The following is a 19,815-nucleotide window of genomic DNA, read 5'->3' as shown; positions in this document are numbered from 1 at the left end:
CTAGCAGAGCAACAGCTTGGTTGGTTTGACCGGCTATTTGTAGTGCCATTGCCGCATCAAGGGGAACAGGGGCGCTTGCCTGTTGACAACCAAACGGAAGTAAAGTAAAGCCAGAAAGATCAGAGGAGTGCTTTGGGAACATAAACGGTGGTACTTTAACATCATTGTTTCCTAAAAAAGAGATGCAGCGAACCGGCGAATTTGTGTTGAATGGCACGTGGTCGAACAGTGAGAACACTGCCGAATATTCAGAAGTATACCACGTATATCGAACTCGATAGGATCATGGCCATCAGTGGTGCCACGGTATGAGAACCGAACATGACAACGGATTATAACAAGATTGCTAAACAGTATCGCGAAGTCAAAGGGCGACCGTGGCGATCACTGGTTGAAGAATATTCAATGCTGAAACTGATCGGCGCTCTTGAGGGCAAAAAGGTAATTGATCTCGCCTGTGGGGAAGGTTTTTTCACGCGCAAGCTCAAGCTGAATGGTGCTGCGACCGTTGTGGGGACCGATCTCTCCCAGGAGATGATTGCGCTGGCAATCGACAGGGAACAAGCGGAGTCTCTTGGAATCAACTACTTTGTCGAGGACGTGCGGGCGAAGGGCCCTCAGTTGGATTATGATCTTGCCATCGCAGCATGGCTTTTGGTCTATGCACACGACCGAGAGGAGTTGGCTGCCATTTGTCGGGGGCTGTCTCGGCAACTCAGACCAGGAGGGCGGTTAGTGACTCTTACGACCAATCCTCAGCTCTATTTCTTCGATCATTTTGATTACCAGAAATATGGATTCCATATTCAGCTTGAAGATCATGTTCGAGAAGGGGCTTTGATCCGATGGAGTGGTCGTTTAAAAGATTCCTCCCTTCTCGAAGTCGACAACTACTACTTGCCGGAAGAAGCATACGCCTCGGCTTTGGAAGACGCAGGTTTTCGTGATGTTGTGTTTCATCCCTTAAGTCTTTCTCCTGAAGCAGCCGACGAAGCGGATTACTGGGCGGATATGATCAACAAGCCACCGGCGATCATGATTGAAGCGATCAAAACATAGAAATCGAAATTTGGTCTTGAAGACGCCATCTGACTTGATACTGACGTAACAGAGAGAAGTCACTAGAATACGTTCCCATAGAGTTTAACGATCGAAGTTCCATTCACTCTTGGGAAACTCTGATATGTTGACAACCATTGCCACTGTCTCATTAGTTCTGGCTGTTTTCTGTGCACTCTGGCTACTGATTGATGTCATTAGACATCCCCAGCATATGGCGATCATGAATGTAGTCTGGCCTTTGACGGCCCTTTACGCGGGACCGCTGGCGTTGCTGATTTATTACTGGTTCGGACGGATGAGCGTGCACGATTCGATGCACGAGGGTCATGGCATGCACGACCAACAAAGTATGCACCAGGACCACAGTATGCATGGTGAGCACGACATGCATGGCGCGCAGCACGCAGATGAGATGCCGTCCATGGGAGGTCATACGATGTCTTCGATGCCGGAAAAACCGTTCTGGCAAAGCGTGGTTGTCGGGTCGACCCACTGCGGCAGTGGTTGCACGGTGGGCGACATTATCGCGGAAGGGGGCATGCATTTTCTGGTGCCGACCGTGATCAGTCTGACGGGAGTCTCGCTTGTATTCACCGCCTGGGGCATCGACTATGTACTGGCGCTGCTGTTTGGTGTCGCCTTCCAGTATTTCAGTATCGTTCCCATGCGGCAGCTTGCATTCAAAGAAGGACTTGTGACGGCATTCAAGGTCGATTTTCTCTCGTTGACTTTCTGGCAGATCGGCATGTATGGCTGGATGGGGATCTGTCTGTTTGTGATATTCGGCATCGAGAGTATTGAGATGGCAAAAACCAGTCCGGTCTTTTGGTTCATGATGCAGATCGCCATGCTGTGCGGCTTTTTGACTACTTTTCCAATGAACTGGTGGTTGATTCGCGCGGGCATCAAAGAAAAGATGTAGTGGGTTTCGATCTCATAGATTAGCTGACCGAAGTTGCAAGGGAATTGGCGGATGAAGCCATCACGACTGCCGTCGACCTCGGAGGAGACCCCGACGAAATCGACGAAGCGCTCGAACTCCTGGACGAAGGTGACGCACTACGTTTACTCGGCGAATTTAAGGATGCCGTTAGTGCTTACAAGGATGTCTTGGCGAAAGCTGAAGGTGTGTTGTAAAAACGTATCGGGAATTAATAATTCGATTAAAAAGAGAAAAATGGGGCAGGTCGATTTGCGATTCGACCTGCTCTTTTATGTTTACATCTCGGTAAGAGGGCGATCTACATTCAGAGCATTTTCGATCCAGTCAGTTGCCTTTTTGATAATGGATTCCAAAGGGAAATCCTCTGGACGATCACAGGGAGGGAGTTCAATTCCAACATCGATCAATAATCCACACACATGATGTATTAAAATTGTTCGATCTTGTTTTGATAATGTTTGATGCGATTCGATCAAATGATGAAGAGCATTAAGACCAGTTGGATTCTTCAAAATACACAGAGCACGCACAGCACCGATTTTTACTAAAAAACTTTTGTTCTCAAAAGAATCAAGTAAAAGTGGCAGTCCCGCATCTGAATGTAAATATGCGAGTCTTTCTGCAGCTTCGCTTCGCAGTTTGGGGTTTGGGTCTTGTTGTAGGACTTTCAAGAGCAGTTCGATCGCATCCTCATCTGGTAAGAAATAGAGAATTTGCATCGCTGCACCGCGAATATTAATATCAGTCTCTTCAAAATAATGTGCATAGTCCTCCCGGGACTGAAATCCTCCCAGCCCGCCGATTGCACAAAAAATGGCAGCTAAAGTTGTTGGGAACGTTTCAGTTTTCAACCGCTCGAAAAGAGGGCTTAACCAACTGGGATCATCGCTCTTTCTGATTTCATGAAAAGCGGTTACCTGTATCAGATTGTTTTCACTATCACAACCTGACCAAAGAAACTCGTTCCATTTCTCACTCCCTTTTTCAAACGATGATAGTTCCGCATGAAATGCCTGAGTTTTTTGATTGGCATTATCACAAAACGAAAGTAAGTCATATGCATTGGAGCCAGAGTGATTCATTTCCGTCTCTTTCTGTCAGATTTTATTGTAGAGCAGACCTGGCTTCTTACGTCTTTCCAGTTTTGTGTTGTTCGTTTTTGTTTTTCCCATTTCTTCCTTGGCGTTGTAATCCGTGAAGCACCCATTGGAACACGGGAGTTAGAAAGGCGCCAATGACTGCGGCAAACAGAATCACGCCCAGAATCGCGTAGAGTGTCACGAACAGTTTACCTTCTGCGGACTCAGGGTGATGCAGGGGCCCATTACCGGTCATCACTAAGGAAGCATTGAGACTGGCATCTAACCAGTCAAGTCCTTCAAAATAGTGAAAACCAAATGCCCCCATCCCTAATGCAATGGCATCGACAATCATGGCAACGACTGTGAAGACGATTAACCGCACAAGAAATCGCCTACGAGGCGATCGCCGTTTATGAGGCTCACTCATCATTTTTTAATACTTCCTTGAATTCGTTCAGTTTCGTCATGTTGAAACTGGATCAGAATATTCTGCCGACAGAGGGGCAACAGTCCGATCGAGCACGCAGTACTTGCGTAGTTTAACGCGGTCGGTCAACAGGAACCAGACCAGAGCGTAAACTCAGGCGAACCATTCCTAACCAAAGGGGAGTAGATCAAATAAACCTGTCTGGTTACAGATGTGCGGCTGCGTTGACCAGAGGCGGTCACTTCATCGAGCAACCTGCATAGCTCCTACTTGTTGATAAAGTGAGAGTATTTTATGATGCAGTATGAGCGGCTGAATAATAATGGTGCTGGTACCAAATCAAAAGCTACTGCCTGGCATTAACTCAAGACGGTAAAATTTATGAATTTTGTATTAGTTCATGGCGCTTGTCACGGTGGTTGGTGCTGGGAGCCTGTTGAAAAATTATTGCGGTCTCGAGGTCATGAAGTCTATAGTCCAACATTGACCGGCATGGGTGATCGCGCTCATTTGTTAATCCCTGATATTACTGCGCAAACCCATATCGATGATATTTCCAATCTCATTCAAATCGAAGGTTTAAACGAGGTTGTTTTGGTAGGGCATAGTTATGCCGGTTTAGTGATTGCAGGCGCTACTGAGTCTGTCGCGCAACAGATAAAGCAATTAGTGTTTTTAGATGCGTATATCCCCCAAAACGGTAAAACTGGTTTCGAAATTATTGGCGAACCTTTTGTGACTGACTGGACACAAGCAGCTGATCAATATGGTGATGGTTGGCTAAACCATGCAGATGAACGTTCTTTAGATTCATGGGGTGTTAAAGATCGACATTTACGAAAAATGATGTTACCCAAGCTGACCGACTTTTCGATTAATTTCTTAAAGGCGCCAATAAAATTGTCGGAAGCTTTTGATCATGCTGAGAAAACATTTATTCATTGTAGCGAAAAGACCTATTGTTATGATTTAATGTTCCCTTTCTACCAATACGCGAAAGACAATCATTGGCCAACGTTTGTGATTGAGACTGGCCATGATCCAATGCTGACTAAGCCTCAAGAACTGGTAGAGATATTACTATCTTCTTCGTGAAATATTGCAGGGAACTCCGTAGTCAAAGCCAGACGGGCCGTCGGATGTTACGTTAGGGGCATTGTTTACATCATATCCTTAAACTCTACTAAGGTCGACTTGCAGTTTGTGGCCATTAAGCCAGAGCTGCTCAATCCACGCCAGGCTTTCTGTTACGGTTGGATGCGGGTCGCCCAGCACGATCTGCCAATGTTCCACAGCCGGCACCATGACGATGTAGTTGAGAATGGTGTGCAGCAAAATCATGTCTCCCACCGTATCTAACTGTTCGCCATCGAGTGTGTATTCGTCACGGTAGCCCTGTACTACCATCGCCAGAACATGTCCGGCCAACTCGCTGGCATGCGGCACTCGGAGACTGGGGTAATAGTAGCTCGAGAAGAGCAGCACGGCCAGGTCCATCGTTCGCCAGCCGTAACAGCCAAGGTCGAAATCGATAATCTCTACCTTACCATCCTCAACAAGAAAATTCCCCTCATGAAGATCTCGATGAACCAGTCCATAGTGACGAGACGGTGTGGGTCGCCTGCGCAATTCGTCTATAAAGACGCGCATTGTGTCCACGACTTGCGGGTTGAAGGTTTCAGGAAGCGGATCTGGAAACTGTGTAAGCTTACTTTCATACCAGGGCCTACGGTCATGGTCGGCAGGTAATTGCAGCTTGTCCGAAGCGCGGTGGATGCGGCCGATCTCGCGACCCAGTTTCAGAAAGAGTTCGTCATTCCAATCTGCATCGGTTGCCGGGTCGAGTTGCCGACCTCCGAATCGTTCGAAGCAGGAAACGTGCATTGTGTCCGCGTCCAGTTCGATGGTCTCGAGCAGGTCTCCACCGCGTGAAGGAACTGGAGTCGTGACCGTGCAACCATGGCGGATCAGGTGATCCAGCCAGAGCAATTCTCCTAAGATCTCATCTCGTCCGCGCAGCGCACCATCACTGATACGGATAATGACCGGAGCACCGTTCTCGAACTCTGTGGCAAATACATGATTGACGCCATCGCGGACTAACTCCGTCTTCTCGGGAACGAGTCCCCAGTGATCAATACATTGTGCGAGTGCATCGTGATAGGGCAAAGAGTCATCTACCGGTAAGAGATTCGGATTCACATCTGGTTCCCCAAGTTTCCTGTTTAAGTGTTTCTTGTTCTGATGACGATTATAGATTAATGCAGCCGATTCTTGAAGACCGTGTCGATGTACTTTGGCTTTTCAGCATACTGCAATTCACTTAACTGGTTTCATTCTCAAATCATTGAGTCATCGAATCATCAGCGGGGTAACTCATAACATTTTGAACACGCCAAGAATGGGATGATTCGCGTCGGACTCAAAGCTCCACTCGTAGGTCTCTACTTCAAAGCGAACAATCTTCTCGTTTGATGCGTCATGGTTCGCGAGCTTTAGGGGTACGCCGCAATGTTGATAACCCTACCGAAATGAGAATCGTTTGGATCGGTGAGGAAGTTCCATTGATAGATCTCGACATCGAAACGAATAATTTTTCCCTGTTGAGAATCGCGATTAGCGATTGTTAATATTTCATCGAAAAATGCTCGTTGGGCTTTTGGGTCTTTTCCTAAAACGAACCTGTATCGTGAGTCGGCAACGGCGCCGATCCACTTTTCGAGGCGCGCTTCTTCTTTGTGCCCATCTTCATAAACTGCCCAAACTTTTTTATAGATAATCGAGCCATCTGTCTGCGTGTTGCTATACATTTGCATTGCTGTTGCGGGGTAGAACTCGATTCGTGCTAGCCAACAGATACTAAGCCCCAACATCATGAACAGAAACACGCTGAAGTATTTTTGGTGCAGGCTGCGTTGTTGAGTGTCGCTCAGTGGACCTTGATTTACGATAGCTTTCCGGCGCCATGTTTGCGGGACCCACTCACTGAGGTTGTAAAATACAGCCTGCATTAGAATGAGGTCGAAGAACAAAATGCCTTGAAAAAACAATATTCCCAGATGCATTCCAGCTGTGAGCAGCGGTATGATGAATCGAGCGCGTTTTGAGAAAAGAACCAGTCCGTAAAGTGACTCTGCCAAGACAGCAGAAATGCCCAGGGCTGAAAAGACGAAGATCGGCAAGCTGGCAATTTCGTGTTCGAGCCCCCACTCGAAGTGCATTGGGTTGAGCGTATCTGTCATAACGATTCTTTTCAAGTTGGCGCCGTGCCACCACCAAAATCCACCGTTGCGGATTTTACTGATGCCTGCCATGACATACGCACTGGCGATGACGACCCAGCATAAGTATCGGGACCAACCATAAACGGCCAAAGGTAATATCGCGTCCGTCGTTTTTTTTCTGAAAAGGTATTGATCAGCCGATAGCCCATGTCCGCAGGGCATGAATGACAATGCGATGCCAACCAGTATCGGTACCAGGCCTGTGTGATAATAATTAAAATGTTCTCGCAAAATTCCTGCGTGGATTAAGACAAGAATCGTGGCACACGGGACGCTTAACCGTGTCTTGAAACCGAGCATTGCAAAAACGAGGAAGGTGAGGGTGGCAATTTTCAGAACGAGAAGTTTAGTGTAGCTGGTGTAGACAGAGCCCCACTCCGGTATCATGTGAAGCAAAGACATGATCCCCATTTTAGTCCGCAGTTGCGCAGGAAGATGGGACACGCTCGGCAAGTCTTCCCAAGCGACGTTCATAGCGAGTATCATAAATACCCAAAATCGGATTGCGCCAAGGGCTTCAGGGCTTGCCTCACCCACAAAGTGATCAAAATAAGAAACGCCCAAACGTTTCGCCATCACTATGATTGCATAGGCCACAATCAGTTGAATTGACACGAGAATGAGGATGCTAATTGAGGGCAATCTTTGTTTCCTCAAAGAGAGAGCTGATTGATGAGGTCTGTGGTCTATTATTGATGCAGAGTGTTCCTAGTTTGGAAAACTCTCACTTCGAATCTCAAGCCTCAGCCCACCTATTTATCCGCAGCCAGCAACAAGATCTTTTTAGCCGGGATTTCCCATTTGGGTTAAGCTTGGAGCCATTCCAGGTTCTAATCACGGTCCATGCTAACTGCACACCTTTGCAGAGTCAAACTTCCAAAGATTTTCTCGACCTTTCGGGAACGGCATTCAGCTTTGCGCCTCGGATGTTGTGTATCAGACGGTTTTTTTCAATCGGTTTTTGGGTACGTAGGTTCCCCTTGAAGCCTTGTCAGCGACCAGTGCCGCACTGGTTTCGGCATAGCCAGCCCGTCGCAGAAAGTTGCCTATGTTGTATGTTAACACGAACGATTACAAACGGATCTGATTGTCTTTGCAGATCCATCGGAGGAGCAGGTAAAAAGAAAACGGCTATCCAAACAATTCCATGATCGGTTTGCCCGTTGTCAGTTCGCGTAAAATGCCGGTGGGGTCTTGGGGATCGTTGATCGGAATGTCGAGCGCGTGGTAGATGGTCGCAGCTAACTCCTCGGGGCGGACGGGGTTTTTGGTGGGATACTGGCCGTACTTGTTGGACTTGCCGTATACGTTTCCGCCTGCGATGCCCGCGCCAGCGATGATCGAGGAGAAACACCGTGGCCAGTGCTGTCGTCCTGGCGGATCCTGTTTCAGAACGTGGGGAGTGCGGCCAAACTCGCCGGTCACAACAACCAGTGTGTTCTCCAGCATGCCGCTCTTTTTGAGATCAGAAAGCAGTGCTGAAAGCGCCTGATCCAGACGAGGCAAACAGAATCCCATGCCATAAGAACCGTTGCCGAAGGCGTTGCCCATGCCCATATTTCCGCCATGCATGTCCCAACTGCTGCTCGGGGGGCCTTTCTTGTCATGTTCTGCCTGTCCGGTCCAGCCGTTGACTGTCACAAAGCGAACACCCGATTGCACCATGCGCCGGGCGAGCAGCAGATTCTGCCCGAGGGGATGCATACCATATCGTTCGCGGACTTTGACGGGCTCAGAATCCATCTCAAACGCCTTGCGACCTTCGGCGCGCGTCAGGGCTTCGTAGGTCTTCTCGCGGAGGTCAGACCAGTCCTTTACACTCTGGTCCTTATCCAGGCTGCTGGATTCCAGGCCACGGAGCAGAGATTTGCGTTCTTCAAATCGTTGCTCATCATAGGGATTGTAGATTTCTGGCGGCTTGAAGCCTTTCATCGCCGGATGATTGTTGGCCGAGCCGACAAACACGGGAGCATAAGCCGAACCGAGATAGCCGCCGATGCCAATATTGGGCGCGCAAAAGACAGGCGGACCCACGCATTTGATGAGCCATGCGTTGGAAACAAAATTGCGTTTGCTCGGTTTGTGTTTGGCGACGTACGAACCCAGGTAGGGTTGTTCGTTTGGCAAACCCTGCTGCACACGTTTATTTGATTGACCACTCAGCAGATTATGCATCGCGTCGAAGTGATTACTGATCGCTCCCGGATGCGACATGGAATTGATGAGCGTGAATTGGTCGGTCAGCTTCGCCAGCTCGGTATGCATCTCGTTGATTTGCATACCCGGCACTTTGGTTGCAATGGGCATGTATGGTCCGCGGTATTCCACGGGCGCTTCGGGTTTCATATCCCAGGTATCAAGGTGGCTCGGTCCACCACAGAGCAGGACAAAGATGCAAGACTTTTCCGAGGCAACAGCATTGCCCGAGGCATCCACTTTGTCGCTTCCCATCACCATTCCCGGCATACCAAGACTCAGCGTACCTAAGCCACTCGCAATCAGGGCCTGCCGTCGGTTCATTTCAAATTCGTTCATGCGCAAACTCGCTCTACATCGTATAAACTAGTATTGATGTTTGGATTATATCATTTTCTCTAGAGTTGCAACACAATTTTAAAGTTATCTGAGAATGATCCTTTTCTTTTCTACCACGAACGACACGAAAAGCGCGAAAATGAAACCGATTCCACAGATTGTTATATCTTTCAAATTTTCGGGGTAGAATAAAAAACGAGAATTAGATCGGATTTAAGGTTTCACGTATTTTCCCCATAAGAGCAGTAGTGGTGACGGGATGCAGGAAACTGTAGCGTTAGGACTGAATCATTGATTCGGTTACTCAGAGAGATAACTCCTGAAACGTGTCCATTGATAATTCTACACCGACACCAAATGGGGCGGCGTTTACCGACGTGAGATCCAGTTCGCCGTCGGTGATGTTGATTCGCGCGAAGTCATCGTCCATCGCTGTGTATAAGTCCCTGTGCTGTTTGAGCATCGATTGACTCAGCGACTTAGGAAACGCTGACAGGCCGTGGTAGTAGTGGTGACCATTTCGTTCAACTGTCGCATTGCCCAGCGCTGCCTGAGCCGCAAGGTCCTGCAGTAAAGCGACCGGACCAATATTCACCAGGTCTTCGCCACTCATCTGATAGCGACTGGTGTTTTCCATCGCGTTGCGATGGTTGATCAGACAGCGATGGGCGGCTGCCTTCAGCACGCCTTTGCAATTCTTATGACTCGTACCCGCGTAACCCAGTTCGAGTGCCTGCTCCAGCGCGCCGATCTCAGCGTCAGATTCATCAATGATTACAGGGGGACCGTTTTCCCAGTCGGCAATCTTTGCGATCGCAGGATCGAGGGCCACATCACGATACAGGGGCTGTTCAATGAAAATCAGTCGTTCAAAGAAAGAGTTCAGCGACGCGTCGTCCTGAATACGGTCCCACAGCTCGACAAACTTGGGGAACTCACGATACTGCTCGTTGCCGTCCAGAGTGAACGCGTAGTTATTTCCACAATGCTGGCTCACAACTTTTGCCACGGATTGCAATCGATCAAGGTCACATTCGACATCTCCCTGTACCTTCAACTTGAAATGCTGAAGCCCGTAGAAGCGAATGCAGTCTTCCAGAGTTTGAGGAAGCCCATCGTCGATCTTGTTCTCAGGCGTCAGGTCAGCTGCCGTTAACGGATCTGAGAGTCCCACCGTGTGGCGCGCGATTACTTTTGTCAGAGGTTGTTTTGGAAGAAACTCGTTTGGCGCGCGGTCGGCGAGTTCTTGATGAATCGCACCTAAATCAATCCCGACACGATTCTCTCGCAGCAATGTCGACAGATTGCAGTTCTCTGCGCGGGCCAACGCGTCAAGCATCGTACGTTCGACCATACTGACTCCAAATTGCGCCAAAAGCGGTGGCAGTTTCTGTTCAACGGCCCATGACATTTGAGCGTCATCGATTTGTCGCCAGAGATCAAACACAGATGCGGACGACGACTGTCGAGCAAACTTGACGGCCTGACGAATGACAAGCAGCATCTCGTCGATTTCCTGAGCGGCAGGTTTGTCAGGCGACTTGTCGAACCACTTCGGCAGCAGGCCTTCCGCTGCAATTCCGGTGACAATTTTGCCACCAATTTCGTAACAGCACTGCAGGAACACGTGCGGGGCTTCGGTCATCACAGCGATACCAAAACGAAATGGCATTCGTGTCTGTGTTTCCGTTCGGTGGAGTGTGGCGTCGACAAGTTTCAATTGAGAAGTCATGGTTTCTGTATCCAGTGGTTGGTTTCGCGTGAATTGTTGCGAGTTTCGCTTTGACAGTGTATGCTGCGTATTATGACTGTTTCTCGTCTAAAAACGCAAAATATAGCACTCAATACGCAGGGTTTCGATCTTCAACCGGGAATATCTCGGTTGAATCTAAATCCTGAATTCCCACTGAACGTGTACCTTGATGGCCATCGTGATGATACACCGGTGACTGAGTTGCACGTACATGACGGGCTGGAACTCGGATATTGTACCGCTGGCTCAGGCACGTTCTATGTCGGCAACAAGATCTTGCCATTTCACGCCGGTGACATGACGGTCATCACGTCTCACGAATATCATCGCTGTCACAGCACACCGGGCACGACCAGTCAATGGGTCTGGTTTTTTCTCGACCCGATTCGTTTACTGGTTCCCCATGCCGCATGCGAATTCGTTTGGGAATCAGAACGATTCTGTGGCGCGCCGTTCGTGAATGTCATTCCAAACGGCGAGAACTCTTTGCTGCATGACTTGATGAAAATGCTGATTGACGAAGCGAAGCAAGAGGACGAATATCGAAACAGCAACCTTCGCTCGCTCCTGTTTCTGTTGATCAACGAACTTCATCGCCGCTTTCCTCGTCGCGGCACTGATGATCAGACAACTCCCAACGCCACCGGACTTTCACGGATCGTACCGGCACTGAACCTGATAGCACAACATTTTCATGAACCACTGACGGTGACGGAACTCGCTGCCGCATGTGATCTGAGTGTCCGTAGTCTCCAGGCACACTTTGCCACACAAATGGGAATGACGCCACAACGGTATCTGATGAAAAGTCGAGTACAGGCAGCGGCAGCTATGCTTCATAATCACCAAAATCGTATCACCGAAGTTGCCCTGAGCAGCGGCTTCAACTCCCTTTCAGCCTTCAACCGTGCCTTTCGAAAAATCTACTCAATGAATCCCCGTGAGTACCGAAAGCAGCAACGAACATAAATCGACCTGCTCGCGGGCAGAATGATATTTTGATCCATAAAAGGACGAATAACGTTTGTCAGGCAGTTTTTATCCTAATGGCTTCAGCACATTGTATGATTATGTTGCATATGGATCGGGAGGCAGGATGCCCATTTGTTCGGCTTTGGATATCGAAAGTGGTTCAAGTTGTTTCAAAGACGGAACTGACATCCGTTTGACTAAGTCCTCCTTATAGCCAATGTATCCCAGTACTCCGTTGTTGATGATCCAACGGTCTTCGATTTCTACAAATTGTGGTGGCCATTTCGGGCCGAACGCACAGGCATAGGTGTCGTGTTTCTCGGTGTAGACCAGAATGGCCGTATTATCGAGCCAGGCAAAGAAGCCAACATCGCAGCCGAAGAACGGATTGTAAGATTTGATATCAACGGACGAGTCCTTACCGCTAGGGTCAAGCAAGTGAATTTTGATTGAGACATCGACGAGAGATGACCACCGGCGTTTTTTTGCGCGTGATTGAACGTACGCCACACGATTGGTAGGCGAATGAATGGCCGCAGCAATTAGATCACATTCATAGCCACGCTTATCAACAAAGAACGGTTCACGTTCAAGGATTGAAGCAGCACGTTCTATGGCGTCTCTATCGGGTTCAATCCCACACGTGGCGCGAAGCGAAAATCCATAGCGTTCTGGATTGCGGTTTCCTCGAATAAATGTGCGGTCAGATTCGTCCATTGTAAGTTCCTGAGAACTGAGTGACAGAACGCTTAAACTATTGGGTAGTGGTGAGTGTCTTTCATTGGCAAATTGCGGATGACTCATTACGCCAATGTGATTTTTATGCTGTTTTATCGTGATCGAGCATCGTCTGAATCTGGCGGCCGCGTTCGATTGTCGTAGCAGTGCCCGCAGGCGTTTGTCCGAATTCCATCTTTTGTCGCATATGTCCGATTTGTTTTTCTGTAATCACCCCTTTGAGTATGTGGACCACAGATCCATTCCAATGTTCGATCGTCCAGACACCAGAAGTGTACTCTGATATTTTAGTTATGCCATCCAGAAACAGATACCACCGTTCGTTTCCGATCATGACACCGAGACCGTTGTCCTCGATTGTGATATCCATTTCCCGTCGTGCTAGCACGACAACGTCAATCAGTCCGGTGATGAGACCACGAAAGAGCAGTAACAGGCCAAACGCCAAGAAGCCGAATGTAAGAATCCCAAGCCATTCGAGTGTGACCATCGCAACGATGAATCGTACGATGAAGAAGGATTCTAGTAAAACGAAGAATGGGACGAATGCCGGTCCCCAAATCTTGAGGTGCGGGATCAGCCGTTGGCGTCGAGTCAGCGAATATCGAATTGGCTGTTCGCTTTCCATTGGTGCGTATTCTTGTATCTCGTTACAGATGAGAATTTAAAAAATGTCAGGAATCGTTTTCTGGGCCTGCCACTTAATTTTTTGAGGAATCAGCGTCTTTGTCTGGGTCGGTTTTTTGTTCGTTTTCAGTTGATTCGTTCTCACCAACGAATGTATCTATAATTTTGCCCTGTAATGGACGTGGCGCATTGTTAGCGGCGATCACCCCCACAGTCCCCCCTGCGACACGTGCCGCAGAAACTCCAGGTAGTGATAATCCAAATGCGACTAATGCGCCGAGGCAAGCGATCACAATGGATTGGGTCGTTCCAGCATTGAAGAACCAGATTGTTCCCGGTGCTGCACCGATGACCGTAAACACGACTGATTTTGCGATTTGTTTTCCAGTGATTTTGGCCATGAGTTCCCCAGTTGCATTAACACGTAGACTTGCCGATTCAAAATAATTTTTTACTCACTTGTACGATACTATATATGATATCCATGAGGTATTAAAACGTGTAAAAAATTATTTATTATTCAATCATGATGCCAAAAGCGACGCTAGAAATTTTATACAGGTCACTGCAAGAGACATAAAAATCGTACCAAACTGAAACTGTCAGTCAACAGGAAGAACAAATTGTATGTGGGGCTGACCCTTATTCGCTCTTAGTGGGAGACTGAGCCTGCCATTGGTCCTCGGAATCAAGCAGTTCGCGGCATTGTTTTCCCTGCAACCATTTGCTGGCATCCTGATTCTGGCGAAGGTATGTGTCCCAGAAGGCAGTGGTCACTGCCAGGATTCTCGGATGATGTTGGGGATTCCGGCGGGGTTTTCCGAAACGTTCTGGTCCATCAGTAAACGCAGAGTGCTGAGCACCAAATAGAACCAGTTCATATTTGTCGATGGAATCGGGTAAGGCGCGATACACTTTACGGCGATCCTCCACAGTGGTGTCATTTATGACTGATGTATCTTTTGTGCCTGTCAGCGTCATCCAGGGAATGGAAACCTGACCAAATGATTGTTTGAGATCCGACCGTCCCCGATAGCTGGGGCTGAACATGACTGCTGCTTTGACACGAGGATCGGTATAACGCTTTCCTACAAGTGGTAATGACTGTCCGCTGACGCCCTGTGTCGTGACCGCGCCATACGAATGGCCCGACATGCCGATGCGTTGCATGTCAAACTTTTTGTGAAACTGATGTTTGGCGTCGGCATTCCAACGGGCCAGCTGATCCAACACGGCACTCACGTCCTGATAACGGTCCAGCGTATTTTGCACATTCGCGGCTGTTCTCAATGCCTTGAGTCGTTCTCGCCGCGCCACTGTTTTCCAGACCGCTTCATCACTGCCGGCATGTTGTAGAAAAACGACAACATAACCACGATTCGACCAGTGCTTTCCCAGGTAACTGCAGCCGTTTCTGGAACCTCCCAGTCCGTGGCTGAAGAGGATCACGGGAGCGGCCTCCTTCTGGTCGGGTAAAAAAATCCGCAGGGGAATGTCTCGTTTTCGTTTCTGATCCTGCATGGTAATGTCAACCGGCTGTTGCGCACGGTTGTCACTTTTTTCCAGAGGATTGTACTTTTCGACCTGAGCAGAACTGCGTTCGGAAAAGAGCAGACAGACACTTAGAAACAGACCGAGTTGCAGAAGCTTCATCATTTCCTCTTTCTCAACACAGCCGCCATCAAAGTCGCTGTGACGTCAGTATTGATTAAATTATGCAGAGATCTAAGCACTGATGTATGGGAATCGCCAGACATAGATTCAACACCTCGAACGGGGTACGGGTGTCGCTTGATTATAGGGATTCTGATCTGTTTTTCTCGGAAATTAAGAAGGATTGGCATGAGGGACTGCACCCTTTACCAACCGCTTACTTTGGTCGAGTGATTGGAATTCTTAATTCCTGCTCATCCGGGTGATCGAGATGTAATGTAATCGCACTGGGAAGCATTGCGAGATGCTCTTGGGAGACTGAAATTTTCAAACTGCAAATTGTCGGATTGTCTTCTTTAACCTCAAGCGAAACCCCTTCAGGACAATCGTATTTGAGTACCTTCACTGGTTTGTCACTCAGAGAAGAAACGCGCATTTTGTATTCTCCGGCTCCTGAGCGAACAACGAGCTTCGAAGGTATCGTTTTGAAGTCGCTTTTGATTTGAGCTAAGACGGGAATCTTGACATCCTGAATATCATCGTTGTCGAAAGTGAGTATGATATTGGCCGATAACAGACCTGCCGACAGGTGATCACCGAGCGTTACATTAAATAACAGTAAATCTGCTGAAGACTCTTCGCGCTTAACAACGACACCACTATGGTCCGTAGACACTGACTGAAAGGTTTTAAGCACTCCCGGTTCTCGTTCAATCACAGTCAACTGTTTAGACACATCTGGTTTGGTAGAAAGATTGCCAAACATGATTCGCTGTGGGATCGGGGAGACCAAACCCCGCACATCGGCATTCAGCAATAACGTGATTTTGCGGAATTCTGGATCTTTCGAATCGGTAGTCAGATAAAAGGTGCGTAATAATCTCTGGTCTTTAGAGTTTTTCTCAATGGGTACTTCTACTTTGGCCTCTGCAAATTCTCCTGGTTTTACCAGGAGGGGCATTCCACCTAACAGGGTGTTAGTGCAAGTGCATGAACCAACAAAGTCCGTGTATCGAACGGGTTCATTCTGAGTATTAACGACTTTGAACGTGTGGTAAATGGTAGTTCCCGGTCTGACTTCGCCTTTATCAACATGATAAGGATTCTCGTTTGGTGCTTCTGCAGCACAGCCACAAAGCAAAAGCAGCAGGGAAGCTGTAGCCAGGACACGACTTTTATTTCGCTTTGGCCGCCATCCTATCCAGATTAGAGCACTCGAAGCAAAGACAAGTGTGAAGAGTTCAGGAAGCCATGACGACCAGATGGAACCGGGCTTGAATGCCTGCTCAAAAGAACCAATGGGCTCGTTTGAAACGATTAAACCTGCTCCGGAAAAACGATCTGAAATCCATTCTTCTGTCACATTGATATACTTTGATGGCGGATCAAACACTGCGAATTGTCCTTTCGTTTCATTCCAGCCATGAACGACGACAAAGTGGGTTGTAGGCACGGTTCCTGGCTTGGGAGTTAAATCACGCGCATTGAGATGGATAATGGCAGGCCACTTTAAACGCTTCAAATTCTCCGTGTTCGATTCAAATCCCAGAGTGTAATAACCAAGCTGCTCGGCTACTTCTGATAGTTTAGACAGATTCGTTCCACCGGGACCGGGTGGGCTCTGTTTTGCGATCTCAGTATACGAGCTTGTCCCCCCGTAATATTTGTCAAGAAACGACAGGCAGAGAGGACCACAGGCACGACGTGTGTCCAGCCAGTAGGGGGCAGAATCTAAAACGTCTCCGGTATTAGAGGCCGCGCATAGTACAATCAAGGGGATGAGACCGGACATAAATTCGATCCTGCTAAGTTTTCTTTGTGCGACGACTAAATACGAAGAATACTACCACAGCCAGAACGCCAACGTTCACCAATATTAACCACATCAGTCTCGATGTTTTTGGAGTCTTAGCAATTGGTGTCTGAGCCAGCCCTAATTCCTCGGCCAACTTGGCTTCTTCCGCAAGTTGAGCCAGATCATCGTCAAACACCTTTTCCTGACCAACACGGTAATTGACGCTATACCGTAGGTCAGATACGGCTGTTTTGGGAAGCAGAACAATGTCGAAGACCGACTCGTCGAAATCTTCATCATTCAATGCCACTTTCTGGACAGTGAAATGGGTTTCAACCGACGGTTTCTTTTCGCCTTTCGTCCAGCTTTGCTCTACTCCGCTTTTTGCAGCCCATAATCCATTCTTGAGTTGAGAGTATTCTGTTTCTCGTTTGTATAGGACTTCATCATCCGTATCACCCAGCCCCAGAATACGAGTGACAATCCAACCACGGCTGGCATCAATTAAGACTTTAAATCGTTTTACAACCGAGTTATCGGGTGGTTCATATATGAATTCGAACAGCTTTCCCTCATCGTCAAGAGAAACCACTTTCCCTTTCGCTTTCCCATCCTCAACTTCTTTCATCCAGTCCAGACAGGATCCAAAACCATAAAACAAAGCATTGCGAATCGTGCGTGGACCTACTTTTGGTGGCCACATCCCTTCAAAGATTTGGGCTGTGCGGTAACCAAGATCATCCTGGGGTACTTCTTTTTCTGTTTTAAAACCGGTGGCTGTCACACGACCTGGATAGTAATCGAGAGAGACGGTTTTTTCGCCATCAAACAGCAGCTCATTAGACTTCTTTTCAGGAGCAACTCGTTCGCCTGATTCGTTTGAGATCGCGATGTGTGAGACAATCGCTCGCATGCGACCTAACTCGTCCCTGTAATGAGTCACGACATCTTCGAATTGGAAACGTCCTTGTTTGTGTTTTTCCCATTTTGTTTCAGAGTGCAGGTTTTCGATTGATTTCTCGTAACTCTGAATATTAGCCAATAGCTCTTTCAGAGAAGGAACATCTGCCGCCAGACTAAAAGCTGGAGCAACAGTAATCATAGCCAAAACAAGAAAGCAGGATCGAAAACGATGAAGCCAGATTTCATTCGTCATCAGAATAAGAACCTTTTAACGAGTTTAGATCAAAGTAATTTTGGTTCTCGAAAAACATCCAGCTTCGACAGCCACCGGAATTTAAAGCTGTAGCAGTCATGTCATTCACACAACTACTATCTTGATTAACTAGCCGGACAAAGATCACTGTCTACTAAGAGACACTTTGTGTTAACATCTGTCGAAGTTGAAGTCGTCTCACAGTTAACACACGAGCCGTTGACTTTGTCACAGTCTGACCACTGTGTAAAACAGGTATCTGGAGTATTCGCCTCATAATCAACTCTACCAGAAGCCTGCCCCGTATTTACATGTTTCTCATCTTGGCCCGTCCATACAACTTTTGAATACTTTTGCGAAGTAGGAGTTTCTTTTTTACAAGTTGTAAGATTTGCCGTTTTGCAAGTTGTAGTTCTAACTGTACATGTTTCACAATCACCACCACCAGTAATGGCATGCAGTTGCTCAAATGAAAGCGGCTGCGGTTGACCGCTCGCTAATTGTGTACTGATAGTCATAGCCAGCACTACCAGTGCGGCACCACTTACAACATTAAACAGATTAAAGTTCCAGTTTCGAATGTTCATTTTTTGTTCCTGTTTAGACTAAATGAAAATGCAAATGTCCTTCAGCTATTCTCAACTTGCTGGGCATGCTGTAGGGTCATTAGCATGGCAGTTTGAATTAACTGTTGAACTTGTTGAAGTTGTTTCACAGTTGACACACGAGCCGTTAACTTTGTCGCAACCCGTCCATTTTTCATTACAGTCTTCTGGCGTGTTTGCTACGGCATCCTCAATACCTGAATCTTTATCCGTCACCTCTACTTGTGCGTCTTGACCAGTGTATACAATTTTTTGAAACTTACCTGCGGTACTTGCAGGAGTACACGTTTCGTCATTCGCATTTCTGCATACTGTTTCGTTAGACTTACAACCCTCACAGTCACCGCCTCCAGTGACCGCCTGTAATTGGTCAAGTGAAAGAGGCTGGGGCTGACCATTCACCATTTGAGCAGTTATTGCAATGGTGCCTACAACCATTGCCGTGCCTAAAGACTTGAACAGATTTGAACTCAAAGTTTGTGCTCTCATTCTTTACTCCTTTTTTAAGTGAGTTTAAAATACAAAAAACCCCTACTTTGATATGAATATCCACTACGTATATAGCAAACCGACATTATGATTATTTGTCAACATAATTATTCACAAAATAACAGTATGACCGAAAAGATACTATGTGAAGTGTATAGATATTGTGATGCGATTTAGAATGGTCAATGCTAAAATGAATTGCAGTACTGACTTACAAATTATGCTCTCCACCATCGGCATCATATGCTTCGCGCTCGAATGGATTATCGCGATAGAAACGCCGACCGATTAGCCACATGTAGAGTGACGAAAGAAAATAGGCAGGCAAAAGAAAGGGTCCCCAACGCTCATACTGCAGGATGTGGACGGTTTCATGTTTGCGTGAAATGTCCAGAGAGGCTTCCGTTTGACCAAGGATTGTATGGCCGAGTGTCAGCGCGAGTGTGAATTGGCCGTGCGGTAGTCGTTGTACGAACCACTTTGTGCCGCCGCCGTAAAACTCGATCGCGCGACCACAAATTCGCGCCCGTCCGCCGAAACACATTCCAACGCCACCGATGACCAGACCGAGAAGCGTATTCGGTGACGCCCATAATACCCGAGCTAGAAAAACAATGCGATTCATCGGTTGCACCCTCATCGGTTATGGATCACTTTTCATTCGACTGCATAGTGTTGTTTATATTTGCTGCCG

General features: G+C 47.6%; 20 protein-coding genes. 5 read left to right on the top strand and 15 right to left on the bottom strand.

Annotated elements, in window-relative coordinates; all coding sequences use genetic code 11:
• The first annotated feature begins 321 nt into the window (after positions 1-321).
• The 3 genes from V202x_RS10285 (at position 322) to V202x_RS27445 (ending at position 2,199) form a co-directional block, all read left to right on the top strand.
• Positions 322-1,059, top strand: a complete 738-nt coding sequence (locus V202x_RS10285; protein WP_145173954.1) for a class I SAM-dependent methyltransferase — start codon at positions 322-324, stop codon at positions 1,057-1,059.
• 124 nt (positions 1,060-1,183) lie between these two features.
• Positions 1,184-1,984 carry a DUF4396 domain-containing protein gene (locus V202x_RS10280; RefSeq protein WP_145173951.1) on the top strand — a complete coding sequence of 267 codons (801 nt, stop codon included), beginning with the start codon at positions 1,184-1,186 and terminating at the stop codon, positions 1,982-1,984.
• Positions 1,985-2,028: 44 nt separating this feature from the next.
• Positions 2,029-2,199, top strand: a complete 171-nt coding sequence (locus V202x_RS27445; RefSeq protein ID WP_197993326.1) for a hypothetical protein — start codon at positions 2,029-2,031, stop codon at positions 2,197-2,199.
• An 81-nt stretch (positions 2,200-2,280) separates the two neighbouring features.
• Here V202x_RS27445 and V202x_RS10275 read toward each other — a convergent pair whose 3' ends face one another.
• A complete protein-coding gene (locus V202x_RS10275) occupies positions 2,281-3,087 on the bottom strand; it encodes a HEAT repeat domain-containing protein (protein ID WP_145173948.1) in 807 nt (268 codons plus the stop codon).
• Between the two features lie 46 nt (positions 3,088-3,133).
• Positions 3,134-3,517: a two pore domain potassium channel family protein gene (locus V202x_RS10270; protein ID WP_145173945.1), complete on the bottom strand. Its 384-nt coding sequence runs from the start codon at positions 3,515-3,517 to the stop codon at positions 3,134-3,136.
• A gap of 378 nt (positions 3,518-3,895) precedes the next feature.
• Here V202x_RS10270 and V202x_RS10265 point away from each other — a divergent pair, with 378 nt between their 5' ends.
• Entirely contained in the window at positions 3,896-4,609 is a 714-nt protein-coding gene (locus tag V202x_RS10265; RefSeq protein WP_145173942.1) for an alpha/beta fold hydrolase, read from the top strand.
• A gap of 78 nt (positions 4,610-4,687) precedes the next feature.
• On the opposite strand, the gene V202x_RS10260 is transcribed toward V202x_RS10265, so the two are convergent.
• The 4 genes from V202x_RS10260 to V202x_RS10245 form a co-directional block, all read right to left on the bottom strand.
• On the bottom strand, positions 4,688-5,716 hold the full coding sequence (locus V202x_RS10260) for a phosphotransferase enzyme family protein (protein WP_197993325.1): 1,029 nt from the start codon (positions 5,714-5,716) through the stop codon (positions 4,688-4,690).
• Between the two features lie 293 nt (positions 5,717-6,009).
• Positions 6,010-7,440, bottom strand: a complete 1,431-nt coding sequence (locus V202x_RS10255) for a hypothetical protein (RefSeq protein ID WP_145173936.1) — start codon at positions 7,438-7,440, stop codon at positions 6,010-6,012.
• Between the two features lie 489 nt (positions 7,441-7,929).
• Positions 7,930-9,333, bottom strand: a complete 1,404-nt coding sequence (locus tag V202x_RS10250; RefSeq protein WP_145173933.1) for a DUF1501 domain-containing protein — start codon at positions 9,331-9,333, stop codon at positions 7,930-7,932.
• A 304-nt stretch (positions 9,334-9,637) separates the two neighbouring features.
• A complete protein-coding gene (locus tag V202x_RS10245) occupies positions 9,638-11,065 on the bottom strand; it encodes a hypothetical protein (protein ID WP_145173931.1) in 1,428 nt (475 codons plus the stop codon).
• 150 nt (positions 11,066-11,215) lie between these two features.
• Here V202x_RS10245 and V202x_RS10240 point away from each other — a divergent pair, with 150 nt between their 5' ends.
• Positions 11,216-12,055 (top strand): helix-turn-helix domain-containing protein, encoded by an 840-nt coding sequence (locus tag V202x_RS10240; protein ID WP_197993324.1) that lies wholly within the window; start codon positions 11,216-11,218, stop codon positions 12,053-12,055.
• Between the two features lie 99 nt (positions 12,056-12,154).
• Here V202x_RS10240 and V202x_RS10235 read toward each other — a convergent pair whose 3' ends face one another.
• The 9 genes from V202x_RS10235 to V202x_RS10195 form a co-directional block, all read right to left on the bottom strand.
• On the bottom strand, positions 12,155-12,775 hold the full coding sequence (locus tag V202x_RS10235) for a hypothetical protein (RefSeq protein WP_145173925.1): 621 nt from the start codon (positions 12,773-12,775) through the stop codon (positions 12,155-12,157).
• A 103-nt stretch (positions 12,776-12,878) separates the two neighbouring features.
• The gene (locus V202x_RS10230; RefSeq protein WP_145173922.1) at positions 12,879-13,424 is read right to left on the bottom strand and encodes a hypothetical protein; all 546 of its coding nucleotides are present in this window, start codon (positions 13,422-13,424) and stop codon (positions 12,879-12,881) included.
• Positions 13,425-13,497: 73 nt separating this feature from the next.
• Positions 13,498-13,824, bottom strand: a complete 327-nt coding sequence (locus V202x_RS10225) for a hypothetical protein (protein WP_145173919.1) — start codon at positions 13,822-13,824, stop codon at positions 13,498-13,500.
• 241 nt (positions 13,825-14,065) lie between these two features.
• Positions 14,066-15,079, bottom strand: coding sequence for an alpha/beta hydrolase family protein (locus V202x_RS10220; RefSeq protein WP_232098932.1), 1,014 nt, complete (start codon positions 15,077-15,079; stop codon positions 14,066-14,068).
• Between the two features lie 214 nt (positions 15,080-15,293).
• Positions 15,294-16,868, bottom strand: a complete 1,575-nt coding sequence (locus V202x_RS10215; RefSeq protein WP_145173916.1) for a cysteine peptidase family C39 domain-containing protein — start codon at positions 16,866-16,868, stop codon at positions 15,294-15,296.
• 13 nt (positions 16,869-16,881) lie between these two features.
• The gene (locus tag V202x_RS10210; RefSeq protein ID WP_145173913.1) at positions 16,882-18,027 is read right to left on the bottom strand and encodes a hypothetical protein; all 1,146 of its coding nucleotides are present in this window, start codon (positions 18,025-18,027) and stop codon (positions 16,882-16,884) included.
• Positions 18,028-18,152: 125 nt separating this feature from the next.
• A complete protein-coding gene (locus V202x_RS10205; RefSeq protein ID WP_145173910.1) occupies positions 18,153-18,614 on the bottom strand; it encodes a hypothetical protein in 462 nt (153 codons plus the stop codon).
• A 51-nt stretch (positions 18,615-18,665) separates the two neighbouring features.
• Positions 18,666-19,121, bottom strand: coding sequence for a hypothetical protein (locus tag V202x_RS10200; protein ID WP_145173907.1), 456 nt, complete (start codon positions 19,119-19,121; stop codon positions 18,666-18,668).
• A 211-nt stretch (positions 19,122-19,332) separates the two neighbouring features.
• Complete coding sequence (locus tag V202x_RS10195) at positions 19,333-19,746, bottom strand: hypothetical protein (protein ID WP_232098931.1); 414 nt, start codon at positions 19,744-19,746, stop codon at positions 19,333-19,335.
• Between the last annotated feature and the right edge of the window lie 69 nt (positions 19,747-19,815).

The organism is Gimesia aquarii (assembly GCF_007748175.1).
In the GTDB taxonomy this organism is placed as follows: Bacteria; Planctomycetota; Planctomycetia; order Planctomycetales; family Planctomycetaceae; genus Gimesia; species Gimesia aquarii_A.
Note: the sequence above shows the minus strand (reverse complement) of the source record. Positions and strands in the feature narration are given on the sequence as shown.